Source organism: Rhizobium atlanticum (genome assembly GCF_030182485.1).
GTDB lineage: Bacteria > Pseudomonadota > Alphaproteobacteria > Rhizobiales > Rhizobiaceae > Rhizobium.
In genome coordinates, this window is the sequence record NZ_JAQJCJ010000008.1 from 87,052 (window position 1) to 100,329 (window position 13,278).

Sequence of the window (13,278 nt, forward strand, 5' to 3'; positions counted from 1 at the left end):
TCCGCAGCACTTCTCCGGCAAGATGTGATCCGCGTTGGTCCGGGATGTAGACAAGGACGGAAGGGGCAGGGTTTTTCCCGGTCATCAGTTGGTTCCTCTTCGTAGGCCGCGCATGCAAAGTAGGAATTTCATTCTGAAAGTGCGTTTCATTTTATTAAGAGTTGTGTCTTCCGCCGCCGATGCGTCATCCGGTACTTCTTTTCACGCCGGCAGACGTATCAGGCGATCAGGCTGAATTCGGCCTAGGTCATGTGACCGCCCGTCGGGGAGTGTCAGCTCAGGGCGCGGCTATCGACCTCGGAAACATCTCTTAACAAGACAAAATCCATCCCAAAACGGTTTGCCTGCAGGCTGCAGTCCGCTCGAGGACAGCAAGCCTCGGGAAAACACCAGGAGCGAACTTTGTCTTTTATGAAAAAGAAAATTGGTTTGATGATTTTGCCATCGCTGGCCGTTCCCCTTTCGGCAGGCAATGGGGCATGGGCGGCGGATCCGGGCGAATTTGGCGCTGGAGGACCGGTTGCACCAACCAGCGAACGCCCCGGTTATATTCGCGGCAAGCTTCATGACTGGAATGTCGTTGTTGGAGCTGGAGCGGTGTACGGCCCGAAATTCGAGGGATCGAAAGACTTTGAAGTCATGCCGGTCCCCTTCGTTTCCGCAAGCTTTTTCAACGATTACGTCCATGTCGGTCCAACCGGCTTGCTGATCGATATCTACAAGGTCGAGAATTTCAAGATCAGCGCCAGCGGCGGCATGGAGTTCGGTCGGGACGAAGATGATAGCGATCATCTGAAGGGATTGGGCGATATTGATTCCGGTGCAAAAATCGGCGGTGTGATATCCTACTCACTCGGACCAATCGAGCTCAGTGCCGGGATCGACAAGATCATCGGGGGCAGCGACGGTGTCACGGGGACATTCGGTGCGGAATATTCTCACATGGTAGGCCAGTTCATCTTCTCCGCCGGCGCATCGGCCACCTGGGCGGACAAAAATTACATGAAGTCCTATTTTGGGGTCACCCCCTTGCAGTCGGCAAGGTCCGGCCTTGAAGTCTATGATGCAGGCGCAGGCTTCAAGCGCATCGATCTTACCGCATCGGTCACGTACCTGGCATCCGAGCACTGGTTCATCCGCGGCCAGGCCGAACTGGGAATTCTCACCGGCGACGCGCGCAATAGCCCGGTGGTTCAGAAGGAGACTCAGCCTTCAGTGATGATGTTTGTCGGCTACAAATTCTGACCTCATCCGCGGTTCACATGCCCGCCGAACCACCGGCGAGCGCCGATATGTCGCGTCTGTTCGCGGCCGGCTGTTACTTGCGGCGTGGCGGCGCGCGCTTCCCCAGTGGAGGAACAATCGCTGGTCGAAAGATGCAATAAACGATGCGCAAACATTTTCTGTTAGATAGGAACTGAAGCGGATGCTTTCCCAGAATCAGGCGCCGGATATGAGTCATATCGCAGTCAATTCACCCATGCAGGCTTCGGTCCGCATCCTGATCGTCGAGGATGACCGCGATATTGCGAGCATGTTGATCGACCTCATGAAGGAAGCGGGCTATGCCGCCGAAGCGGTTGGTTCCGCGATGGAAATGGACCGCCTTCTGAAGAAGAAGGAATTTCAGCTCATCGTCCTCGACGGCATGCTTCCGGGCGAGGACGGCTTCAGCATTTGCCGGCGCATCAGATCGGCCAACACGGTTCCGATCCTCATGCTGACGGCGTTGACGAAGGAAGTCGACCGGGTGATCGGCCTTGAGCTCGGCGCCGACGACTACGTCACGAAACCCTTCAATTCCAGAGAACTCCTGGCAAGGATCAGGGCGCTTTTGCGGCGATCTTCCTATTCCATGCAAATCAAGCCCGTTCAGGAAGCCATGACGTTCGCCGGTTGGCGCATCGACCCCGTCACGCGCGAACTGACCGACAGCGATGGTGTTCATGTGTCGCTGACGACGGCAGAATTCGATGTCTTGCTGGTGTTCTGCCAGAATCCGCGGCAGGTCATGAATCGCCAGGAAATCCTTGCCCGCACGCATGCAGGTTCAGCCGGCCCCGTCGAGCGTAGTATCGACGTGCATGTCAGCCGTGTTCGGCAAAAGATCGAACCCGACTACAAGGAGCCGACCTTCATCAAGACGGTACGGCTGGGCGGTTATATCTTCACGCCTGAAGTTTCGCTGGCGCGGGACTGATCAGCGGAACTGCAGCTTGCGAGTGATGCCGCTGGAACACCGGGCCGTCTCTTGCTGCCTTCAAAAAGCAGCTCTTCCAGCTGTCCCACAGACGACCAGTCAAGCGCTCACCATCTGTCTAATCAACGTCTCCCAAATTACGGCGGTGGTTATCGGATTATGCGTATAGTTTTCTCCCTGCTTGGCTAACTAGCCGATGCGGGAAGCGGGCGACGTCCAGCGGCGGCGTCGATCACAACTCTTAACAACTCAAAACCCAAGACAACAGCGAATCCCGATTAATGCCATCAGACGCGATCCGAAAGGAAGCTAGCGCAGCGACGCTCCACGGCCGGCGGTGATTGCCGCTCTGACCGTGGCCGATGACAGGGCGACAAATTTGATTCGACTGATGGCCATCCTGACGCTTGCCCTTCTGGCTGGCTGCATGGCGCCGGACCGGGTTAGCTACAGCCCGAAGGCGGCCGCCGACGCCAGTATCGAAGGATTTGCCGATATCCGCACCTATGCGGACAGCGGCCGGCAGTTGCCCGATACGCGAGCCTGGCTGGCAATCCCAAGACACAAGGACGTCAATTATCTTGTCCTGTCCGGCGGCGGGGCCGGAGGGGCCTTCAGCGTCGGGGCACTGAAGGCTTGGTCGGACAGCAAAGAGCGGCCGGAATTCGACATCGTCAGCGGCGTCAGCACCGGCGCGCTGATTGCACCTCTGGCTTTCCTAGGCCCGGCCTATGATGACACGCTCGTCGATCTCTATACGAGCGGGGTGGCAAAGGAGTTGGTGGACGCGGATTTTCTGCCGAAGGCACTGCTTGGCCCAAGCCTGTTGAAGCAGGAACCGCTGCGCCGGATGGTCGAGCGCCATCTCACCCGGGAGATCCTGGACAAAATCGCCGTCGAGTACCGCAAGGGCAGGCGCCTTCTCGTCCTCACCTCAAATCTCGATTCGCAGAGACCGGTGGTCTGGAACATGGGTGCCATAGCCAATAGCGGTCGGCCTGATGCGTTGAAGCTCTTTCAGGATGTCATCATTGCCTCGGCGAGCATCCCGGGCGTTTTCCCGGCCGTGCTCATCAAGGTTAGGGCAGGCGGCCAGGAGTTCGAGGAGATGCACTCGGACGGCGGCTCATCATCCCAGATTCTGACGATCCCCGAGGGGTGGATGGCGAGCCCTCGCCTGGCGGCGTGGCCGAAGGGCCTCAAGCTGAACATGTATGTCATCGTTAACAATGCTCTCATGCCGGAGTTCTCCACGACCACGAACAATACTCTTGCTGTCATGGCCAGAGCGAGCGCTGCCCTCATCAAGTCCCAGACACGCAGCGCTTTGGTCGCCACCTACGTCTATGCGCAAAAGAACGGCATCCGCTTTCGGGTCGCCTCGATCGATCGGCAAATACCCTACAAAATGACCGATCCCTTCAACACCAACTACATGCGCGCCGTCTACCACCTGGGCTACGCCGAGATGTTAAGCGGCAGTCTGTGGAAAGACGAGCCGGTCTTTGCCGATCTCGCCGCAGCAGATTCTGCTCAATCCTCGCAATAGCCGCCAATTCCTCACAGCTTCCAACGATAGGAGAACGACATGTTACATTCCCGCGCTGACCGGGCCATCATTCGCCGCCATCGCCCTCCGGGGGCCTCGGCCCTTCTGTCCTGCCTTATCCTATCGGCTGCTGCAGGCTGTGCCTCAGTGCCGCTCGAAGAGGCTCACACGCTGGTCTCCTATGACGGCCTGACGTCGAACAACGGCAAGATCACCAAGGCGAAATTCAAGATCGAACCAAACGATCTCGCTGCTGCCAAGACCATCTACATCGAGCCAACGAGGGTTTCGCCAAACGCAGGCCCTTCCATCAAGAAGCCTTCGGAGTCGGCCCTCATCGCCAATGTCATCAGCCGCGCCCTCTGCGTCGGCGTCAGCGACCGGTTTCAAGTCGTCGACCGGAGGGGGAACGCCGATGTCGTCGTTCACGCCACCGTCACCCGGATCCTGCCGACGAACGCCACGATGGCCGGAGTGTCGACCGCGACTTCGCTCGGCGCCTCATTCGTCATTCCGGTTCCCGTGCCTCGGTTGCCGGTCGGGCTCGGAGGCTTGGCCGTCGAGGCCGAAGCGAGGACAAGAGACGGCAAGCAGGTGGGTGCGATGGTCTGGGCCAAGGGCGCCAATGCCATCACCACGAGCGCACGCGTGTCGCAGGTCGGGGATGCCTATTCGCTCGCCTCGAGCTTCGGCAGCGATTTCTCCAAGATGCTCGTCAACGGCAAGACACCCTACAAAGGACTGCCCAAGTTCCCGTCCGCTCAGAAGATCAAGTCGAGCCTCGGGGGCAGGCCGAAATACCCGGCCTGCGAGCGCTTCGGCCGGTCGCCTGGCATCAAGGATTTCGCCGCTTCTCAAATCGGCCTGCCGCCGTCCTGGACGGACAAGCAGCCGGCGGTCGTAGGCCAATGGGCACCATGACCTGGATCGACGATCAAATACGATAAGCAGGTGTCTTGCGCTGCTCGACATGTAAGGCAGGCGCAATCTGAATCTCTTTCAACACATCACCGCCGGCATCCGAAGTGCCGGCGGTTTCGTCATCGCCGCTGGGCGCCGGTTCAAAACGCCGTCGGCTTTTGACACGGCGTTCTCTTGGCGGCCTGTCGCTGAAGAGTCCGAGCTTCACCTTGCGAGACTGATTTTTCCACCGTGCCTCTGGTCGTTCGAAATACTCTCTTGATCGTCCGTGGTGGCAGCCTCGGGACGCCTTGCCGCGGTAATTCGCCTGAGGAAGAGGAGGAAATCGTCGACAAAGGTGAAGATGACTGGAATGACAAGGAGGCTAAGAACAGTCGAGGTCATCAGGCCGCCAATCACGACGATTGCCATCGGCTGCCGGAAGCTCGCATCGCCACCGCTGAGACTGAGGGCCACAGGAAGCATACCGCCTCCCATTGCCATCGTCGTCATGACGATCGGGCGCGCCCGCTTGTTGCAGGCATCAACCAGGGCATCGAAGCGCGGGGCGCCTCTACGTCGCGACATGATCGCATATTCGACCAGCAGGATGGAGTTCTTCGTCACCACGCCCATCAGCATCAGCAGACCAATGACAACAGGCATTGAGAAACTCGTTCCCGTCAGAACGAGGGGCAGAATGGCGCCGCCGAGCGACAGGGGAAGTGCCATGAGAATCGTCAACGGCTGGAGGAAGTCGTGAAAGAGAAGGACCAACACGGCGTAAATACAGAAGATGCCGACCGCCATGGCGGTGCCGAAGCTGTCGAAGAGGTCGGATCGGCGCTCGAGTTCGCCCTGTTCGATAAGCATCACCCCGGGGGGAAGGCTGCGGAGTGCAGGCAGTGCCTGGGCCTCGCGGTAAACCTCGCCGAGGACGCGGCCGTTGAGCTCGACCGAAATCATGATGTTGCGCGACCGGTCGATCCGGCTGATCTCTGACGGGCTGCTCCCGATAGTGATGTCGGCAACCGAACTCAAATCGACGCTGCCTCCGCTGCCGGCAACGCGCAGATTGGCAAAGTCTTCGAGCGTCGTGCGGTTGTTCGGGTCGAAACGCACGCGGATGTCAAGTTGGCGCTGTGGCAGGTTGAGCTTGGCGAGGGCGGAGGAATAATCGCCGCCGGTTGAGACGCGAACAGTCTCGGATATCGCGTCCGCCGTTACACCGAAGGCGGCGGCCCGATCAGGATCCGGGACGATCTGGATTTCGGGAGCCCGAAGCGAAGCGCTTGATGTCACCGCCCCAATGCCTCGCAGCGTTCGAAGCTGTTCTTCAAGCGCACCGGCCGCCTTGTCGAGTGCGTCGGGGTCGTCGCTCGCAAGGGTAATGTCGAGTCTGGTGCCATTGCCGCCCGACCCCACTTGAATGCGGGCTCCCGGAAGGGTGGCGAGCGCCTGCCGGATATCGCTTTCTATATCGAGTTGGGAACGTTCGCGTTGGCTGATCTTTTTCAGGTCGACGATGAGAGATGCACTCGCCGTATCGGCTGTCGTTGCGGAATCCAGGAGATCACCTGATGAAACTGTCCCAACGGTGGAGAAGACATGTGTTACATCAGGTAGGTGGGAGATCAGTTGGGCAGCCCTGCGGGTGGTCGCATCCGTTTCTTCGAGCGGTGTTCCGGGTTGCAGCGTAATCGTAACCTGCGTCTGCGCATCGTCCGAAGCCGGCAGGAAACCCGAGTTGAGGAGGGGGATCGTCGCCAGCGAGAGACCGAGGAAAACAAAGACGCAGATCGTCGTCACGAGACGGTGCTTCAGGCAGGCTTTCACGAGCGCGATGTAGCCCTGCATGATCCGCCCATCCTTCGCCCCCACAGGATGAATCTTCATCATGTACGCGGCCATCATGGGCGTCAAAAGACGCGCAACCAGGAGGGAGGCAAGAACAGCAACCGACGCCGTCACGCCGAACTGTCGGAAAATCAGCCCCGGAATGCCGCTCATGAAAGCGGTCGGCAGGAAGACGGCGACGAGCGTCAAGGTCGTGGCGACAACCGCAAGCCCGATTTCGTCCGCAGCCTCGAGAGCCGAGCTCCTTGCCGATTTTCCCGTCTGCATGTGGCGCGCGATGTTTTCGATTTCGACGATCGCGTCATCGACGAGGATGCCGACCACCAGCGAGAGCGCCAGCAGAGTCACTGTGTTGAGGCTGAAATCGGCCAGATACATGATGGCGAAGGTCGGAATGACGGACAGCGGAAGCGCAATTGCTGACAGGAATGTTGCGCGCCAATCCCGCAGGAAGAGCCAGACCACGACGATCGCCAGAATAGCCCCTTCATAAAGCATCTGCATCGATCCGCCATAATTCTCGACGATCGGGCCGACTGTGCTATAGGCTTTGATGATCTCGACATCGGGACTGGCCTTGGCCAAGTCCTTTGCCGCGGCTTCGATCGCTGCAGCGACAGCCGTGTCGGAAAAGCCGTTCGCGCGTTTGATCTCCACGGCGATTGCCGGTGTTCCGTCGAGATAGGTGACGGACGAGCGGTCGGCAAAGCTGTCTGTTACCGCCCCGATTTCGTCAAGCCGTACCATTTCTCCACTCGGGAGCGGAATTGCTAGCGCCTTGAGCTCCGCAATCGAGGAAACCGCCCCGATCGTTCGGATCGTCTGCTTGCTCCCTCCGATCTCGCCTCGCCCACCCGATGTGTCGGTCTGCACCGACAGTAAACTCGAGGAAATGGTCGTCGCGCTGACATTGAGCGAGCTCATCAGTTGCGGGTCGAGATCGATATGGATTTCGCGATCGACGCCGCCGATACGGTTGACCTGGCCGACGCCAGCAACAGCAAGCAAGGCTTTTGTCATGTCATTGTCGACGAACCAGGAAAGCTCGGTCGGGTCGAGCCGGGTGGACCGCACGGCAAAGGCGATAAGCGCCGAGCCTTGGATCACAGTCCTCGTCACGCTCGGTGGCTGCATCGCGGACGGCAGGTCCCCGCCGGCACTGTCGACGGCGTTACGCACCTCATTCAGTGCCTCCTCACCGTCCTTGCCGATCCGGAAGGACACGCTGATGACGACCGTGCCCCCCGTGATCTTTGTCGTGATATGGTCCAGGAGCCTGAGCGAGGCGAGTTTGTCCTCGATCTTACGGGCGACTTCGGTTTCCAGTTGGGCCGGTGCAGCGCCCTCGAGCGTGGCGTGGATCTGAACCGTCGGAAGATCCATGTCCGGAAAGTTCTGAACCGGGAGCCGCTCGAAGGCAACGAGCCCAGTTCCGGTCAGTAGGACGAAAAGCAGGATGGCGGGAACAGGGTTGCGGATGGACCATGCGGAGAAATTCATCGTGCCTTTCCTTCCACGCGCACGATGGTGCCGTCCGAAAGGAAGGCGCCTCCGGTCTTCACGACCATTGCCGAACGCGTGAGACCGGAGATTATCTCTACTTCGCCGTCGTTGCGGCGGCCGGTTTCCACCCGGAGGCGCCTGACGCGCTCTTCGGGGTCAATCGTAAACACGTAGTTGATACCGTCGCGCGAAACTAGCGCGGTTTCCGGCACGGTGAGCGCGGATGTGACCCTGAGCTTTATTTGCCCGGTCGCATAGAAGCCGATCGGCGGCCGAGAGCCCGCCGCCAGTGAGACGTAGACGAGTGTTCTGCCGGTATCGGTGCTGACGGTCGGCGCAACGAGGCGAACCGTTCCCGTCAGCCGCTCGCCGCGGGGCCCGTCGATGGTTGCAGGCATGCCTTCCTTGATAAGGGGACGGTACCGTGTCGACACCTCGGCCTGCCAGTCGATGCGCTGTTGGCGTACGAGGCGGAACAGCTCCGCGCCCGATGTGACGACGGCGCCGAGCTGGGCGGAACGAGAGGTGATGAGGCCATCGTCCGCGGCCATGATGGTTGTTTGGGAAAGTCTGATCTTCTGACTCTCAACCAGAGCCAGGGCGGACTCGACACCAGCCATCGCTATTTGCTCGGTGCTCAGATATTCGATGATCTTCTCATCGGAGAGCACGCCGCTACCCTTCATCTTGCGTGCGCGCTCGGCATTGGCCCTGGCCTTGGCAAGATCGGCTTTGGCAGTCCCCAAGAGGGCTACTTCCTTTTGCAGATCGGCGCGCACGGTATCCTCGGCCAGCCGAGCGAGCGCCTGCCCCTTCGTCACGACAGACCCGACGTCGACGAATACATCGGTGATGCGCAGACCGCTGATTTCGGCAGCGCTGATGGCTTCGTGCCAGGGCTTCAGCCAACCGCCGGCTAGAACCGTCTCCGGCCATTCTCGTTCCACGGGTGCCTCGGCGGTAACGGTCAGTGCCGCCCCGCCCGGTTGCGCGAACGTCGCTCCGTGGCCGGCAAGCAATGCAAGTAGAACAAGGCTAATGGTTAAAGGGAGACGTAGCGTCAAAGCGGAGTCCTTTCATGATACGCGCGCAGCGGATACGCGAACTGCGCCCGCAGGCCGAGGCAGGCGCGACGAGTTGGCGTCGCGCGGCGCGGCCGTGGCGCCGCCTTTGTCCGTCCGGATGTAGCGGATCGACCGCTCGGTGCGGTCAAAGATCGGCAAAGTTCGATTAAGTTAGATTAAGCCGGCCGTCCGTGCCGGCTCCGATATACCGAACAGCGCAGCGTGCCGGTTTGTCGCCCTGCTTAACAAATCAAAACATAACTGGTGATGACAAGCGCGGCTCCATTGAAGATGATCGAGCCACATCGCCTTGCTTTGCGATGCAGTTCCGGTTAGAGGTGAACGACGTCAGATGGAAGTCACAGCGCAATATCCGATACAGCCGGGCATCAGCTTCGTGCCAGCCGTTCAGGACCGTCCGCCTTGTAACGGAGCGGGCAGCTAGAGCGATCACTTACATCTTCAATATTTGTGCCTCGTTGGCTGCCGCTCACGGGAAAAGGCACGCCGTTGCTTACGGCAAGCCGACTTCTGGGCGTGCACATCAGCCGCCGGAGCGACGGCTGCGTCGATTGAACGGACAGACACATGGTTCCCTTGCCTGCCAGACGACCGCTAGACAGCGAGATGGATCGATGAAAACCAACCCTGCCGCCGGCCAGGTCTTTGTGCCGAATCCCTTGCGGGACAAACGGTCTCGACGCAGCCATTTGTCGACGCGGTGTCACGCTGCCGTCGCACGATTAGCAGTTGCCATCGCCGTTGTCGCAAGTTCTGCGGTCGCCGCTCTCGCATTCCTCCCTCTCGGGAGCGGCGCGCCGGACGAATGGCACCGCGCAGGACCGGCCGAAGAGGGCGCGAGCTATCGCCAGCTCGCGCTCTTCGGAGAGGTCTTCGAGCAGGTCCGCAACCGGCATGTCGGCGCGCCCGAAGATCCGCAGCTCATCCGCGCCGCCATCGAGGGCATGTTCACGGCGCTTGACGCGCATTCATCTTATCTCCCACCGGAACGTTTCGACGAGATGCGTCGGCAGGATGCCGGCAGGTTTGGCGGATTGGGAATTGAAGTGACCGTGGAAGACGGCATGGTCAAGGTGACCGCGCCGATGGAAGACACGCCGGCCGAGCGAGCAGGCATCAAGGCGAACGACCGGATCGTTGAGGTTGACGGCCAGCCCACATCAGGAAAGAGGCTGGAACAGATGGCGGCGTTATTTGTCGGCGAGGTGGGCAGCGTCGCCGAGTTGGCGATCCTTCGCGAAGGCGTCGCCGGCCTGATCAGACTGAAGCTCACGCGCGCGATTATAACTTTGGGGACGCCACGCCTGACTTACGAAGATTCCGTTCCGGTCATTCGGCTGGCGTCTTTTTCCGAACAAACCTATGACGGAATGGAGCGAGTGATCCGCGCTGCCTTTTCCGACGCCCGGCGGCCGCCTGCCGGCATCATCCTCGACTTGCGCAACAATGGCGGCGGTCCCCTCGATCAGGCTTGGCGGGTTGCCGACGCTTTTCTGGCGCGAGGAGCGATCTTTTATTCCTGCGGGCGAGATCGGCGGATCAGCCGCTATGCGGCACATCCCGATGCTGTAGACGCGCTCATTGCTGCGGTGCCTGTGATCGTCCTCGTCAATGGCGGCACGGCCTCTGCTGCAGAGATCGTTGCCGGCGCCCTTCAGGATCACCGGCGGGCAACTCTCGTCGGTACTCGGACATTCGGAAAGGGGGTCGTTCAGACGATCGTCGCGCTCGGAGGGCATGCCGGAATGAGCCTCACCACGGCACGGGTCTACACACCATCCAACCGGTCGATCCAGACATTGGGAATCGTGCCCGATATCGAGATAGTGGAGACAGTTCCCCAGGTCTTTGCCGGCACCGCCACTATTGCCGGTGAAGCTGGCCTTGCGCGGCATTTGCGTGGTGAGCAGGGTGAGGCGACCTTCACCTCCTCGATTTATGTCCCTGCCGATCGCGCTGATGATGAACAGCTTCAATATGCGATAAAGCTCGTATTGGGCCGGGTTCACCACCAGGCCTACCCGGCTGATCCCGATCAGGCTCGGCACCTGCAACAGCGGCTTCGCTGAAATGCCGGTCTTCTCCGCTAATAAACACCTCGGCCGAGTATGCGGCAGGACGACGAACTGACGGCGCCTTCGGGGGCGAAGACCGTCCGCAAACAACCCTATCCGGATGTCTGAAACAAACCAATCAAGTGAAAGGAAGTCTCAATGTCCGCCGCCCGCCTGCTACGAACCCGTTCGATTCAAGCGACTCTTATTCCGGCGTTCGCCATACTGGCCGCTCTTTCCGCCGAACCCGCCGCAGCCGACGAACCTCTGGCCAACGTCATCGCTGACGGCAAGCCATGGGAAATGATCGTGGTAAAACGGCGTGCTTCCAACATACTCGTATTCCGGCCGGATGGCGGCGGCACGATCAGCGATAGCCTGGCGAGCATCCATCCGACATGGAGAGCTGTCGCTGATGGGATTTGTATTACGCCCAAACCTGGTGACGCCGAAAGGTGCCTTGATCTGGTGCGGACGAAAGACGGTATTGCCGCTTCGCAGAACGGCAGGACCGTTTGGGTGCTGAAGCGATGATGCTGGCGTCAGATCAAGTGGTCGCGACGCCCGGGCGTGTCGATCAGCGGTCATTCGCCTAGGCATCGACTCGGTGTCTTCGCCGACACGGCTTTATTGCCGCTATTCGATGCTTCGCAGGAGGATTGGCTGCGTGCTGGAAAAGCTGCCTAAGGCGACGATGGCGATATAGCACCACTGCAGCATTATAAGCGCCGTGGCCGTGTACGACAGTAGATAGTCGGTGGCGCTGTTCCGCTGGCGCGCCTTTCGCCGGTGCGCTGCCATGGTGGCAAGACAAGCCGGCAGAGAGAGTGCGGAAAGAACGGCGTATTGTGTCGAGGTCCCGCCGATAAGAACCAACACAAGGGCGCAAAGGCCGAAATTGATCATCCCTGTGGCCGGAAAATCGCGAGGTAATCTCGGGGTCATCATCAGGCTTTCTGTTGAGCCGAAGCGACTTAGACACAGGTCGTCGTAAAGGTGGATCAAGTAATGTTAAGAGATATCGCGCACGCAACGGAACAATCCCAATCGCGTCAGGTTTAACATGATCCGTATCCCCCGGCGGAGGCGACGATGTGGGCAGTTCTGATCGGTGCCGCTCTCATAATCGGCGGCCTTCTTTTTCTCCTTCGGCCGACGCTTCGTCGAAGACCGAGCGATCCGCACTGGGTGCCGCAAGGCGGCGCTACGCTGGAACCGCGGCGCCAGGGCTTGAGATTCCTCGGATTGTCGCGCAATTGGCCGGCGTTGGTTGTCATCGCGGCGGGCGCATTTCTCCTCGCTTTCGGCAGCTTCTGGTAACGGAGGGCAGAGCCGGCCGCTCCGCTCGCTGCATTCGTTTCGCTGACAATTAGGTATCTTGCTGCGCGCGCAGACCGCCGCCTTTTGCTCGCCGAGAAAGCGTAAGGCTGATGGGGAGAGTGAGCGGCCCCAATTGCCGAGTGCCCTCACATCTGGAGCTCACGCGGACGTCTTGAGAAGGCCGGCAGCCAAGGCGTTGAAGGCCTCGATAGCTTTCGGTAGCACATATTCCGGCTCGTCACTGGCAGCGATCCAGAGGGCGGCATTGAGCGCGGCGCCGTTGAGCAGCCGGGCGGCTGCTTCCGCGTCGACCGGCTTTAGGGCACCCTGGACGATAAGGCGCTCGATTATCTGCCTGGTTGCCTGAAGACAACTGCTCTGGCTCGGCCATTGTGAAGGATCACCGAGGACAGCAGGCCCATCGAGCAGGACGATGCGTTGGACCTCCGGATCAAGCGCCATTTCGATATAGGCGGCGCCCTCTGCGAGCACGCCCTGCCAGTCATCGCCCGCACGGGTGCCGATCTCCTTTGCGCGCGACGCCATTTCCGTGTCGATCTGATCGACAACGGCCGCGAGCAGCCCGCGCTTGTCTCCGAAGTTGTGATAAAGCGCTCCCCGGGTCAGGCCGGCTTCGGCAGTCAGCTCATCCATCGAGGCGGCCGCGTATCCTTTTTCGGCAAAGGCTTTTCGCGCGGCCGCGATCAGCTTCACGCGATTTTCCTCCATCGTCTCGCTGCGTTTCTTTGCCATCTCGTCTCCAATTTCACATACGGCCCGTATATGAGGTTGACATACGGTGCGTATGCT

Annotated in this window: 11 protein-coding genes; 7 read left to right on the plus strand and 4 right to left on the minus strand. The window is 60.0% G+C overall.

Annotated features, from left to right (window positions below; genetic code table 11):
* Window positions 1–411 precede the first annotated feature (411 nt).
* From PH551_RS13665 to PH551_RS13680, 4 genes are all read left to right on the plus strand, one after another.
* Window positions 412–1,245, plus strand: a complete 834-nt coding sequence (locus PH551_RS13665; protein ID WP_285193489.1) for a MipA/OmpV family protein — start codon at window positions 412–414, stop codon at window positions 1,243–1,245.
* Window positions 1,246–1,453: 208 nt separating this feature from the next.
* Complete coding sequence (locus PH551_RS13670) at window positions 1,454–2,200, plus strand: response regulator (RefSeq protein ID WP_285193406.1); 747 nt, start codon at window positions 1,454–1,456, stop codon at window positions 2,198–2,200.
* 391 nt (window positions 2,201–2,591) lie between these two features.
* The gene (locus tag PH551_RS13675; protein WP_483315421.1) at window positions 2,592–3,749 is read left to right on the plus strand and encodes a patatin-like phospholipase family protein; all 1,158 of its coding nucleotides are present in this window, start codon (window positions 2,592–2,594) and stop codon (window positions 3,747–3,749) included.
* Between the two features lie 39 nt (window positions 3,750–3,788).
* Complete coding sequence (locus PH551_RS13680; RefSeq protein ID WP_285193408.1) at window positions 3,789–4,670, plus strand: DUF3313 domain-containing protein; 882 nt, start codon at window positions 3,789–3,791, stop codon at window positions 4,668–4,670.
* A 204-nt stretch (window positions 4,671–4,874) separates the two neighbouring features.
* Here the strand turns inward: PH551_RS13680 and PH551_RS13685 are convergent, their stop codons facing one another.
* On the minus strand, window positions 4,875–8,006 hold the full coding sequence (locus PH551_RS13685) for an efflux RND transporter permease subunit (protein WP_285193409.1): 3,132 nt from the start codon (window positions 8,004–8,006) through the stop codon (window positions 4,875–4,877).
* Window positions 8,003–9,073 (minus strand): efflux RND transporter periplasmic adaptor subunit, encoded by a 1,071-nt coding sequence (locus PH551_RS13690; protein ID WP_483315420.1) that lies wholly within the window; start codon window positions 9,071–9,073, stop codon window positions 8,003–8,005. Before PH551_RS13690 ends, PH551_RS13685 begins: the two co-directional genes overlap by 4 nt.
* Before the next feature lie 635 nt (window positions 9,074–9,708).
* On the opposite strand from PH551_RS13690, the gene PH551_RS13695 reads away from it, so the two are divergent.
* Together PH551_RS13695 and PH551_RS13700 are read left to right on the plus strand one after the other, a co-directional pair.
* Window positions 9,709–11,163, plus strand: coding sequence for a S41 family peptidase (locus PH551_RS13695; RefSeq protein WP_198175492.1), 1,455 nt, complete (start codon window positions 9,709–9,711; stop codon window positions 11,161–11,163).
* 144 nt (window positions 11,164–11,307) lie between these two features.
* A complete protein-coding gene (locus tag PH551_RS13700; protein WP_085776903.1) occupies window positions 11,308–11,682 on the plus strand; it encodes a hypothetical protein in 375 nt (124 codons plus the stop codon).
* Window positions 11,683–11,784: 102 nt separating this feature from the next.
* Here PH551_RS13700 and PH551_RS13705 read toward each other — a convergent pair whose 3' ends face one another.
* A complete protein-coding gene (locus tag PH551_RS13705) occupies window positions 11,785–12,096 on the minus strand; it encodes a hypothetical protein (protein ID WP_285193410.1) in 312 nt (103 codons plus the stop codon).
* 144 nt (window positions 12,097–12,240) lie between these two features.
* On the opposite strand from PH551_RS13705, the gene PH551_RS13710 reads away from it, so the two are divergent.
* Window positions 12,241–12,468, plus strand: coding sequence for a hypothetical protein (locus PH551_RS13710; RefSeq protein WP_085776905.1), 228 nt, complete (start codon window positions 12,241–12,243; stop codon window positions 12,466–12,468).
* A gap of 159 nt (window positions 12,469–12,627) precedes the next feature.
* On the opposite strand, the gene PH551_RS13715 is transcribed toward PH551_RS13710, so the two are convergent.
* Window positions 12,628–13,221 (minus strand): TetR/AcrR family transcriptional regulator, encoded by a 594-nt coding sequence (locus PH551_RS13715; protein WP_285193411.1) that lies wholly within the window; start codon window positions 13,219–13,221, stop codon window positions 12,628–12,630.
* Window positions 13,222–13,278 lie beyond the last annotated feature (57 nt).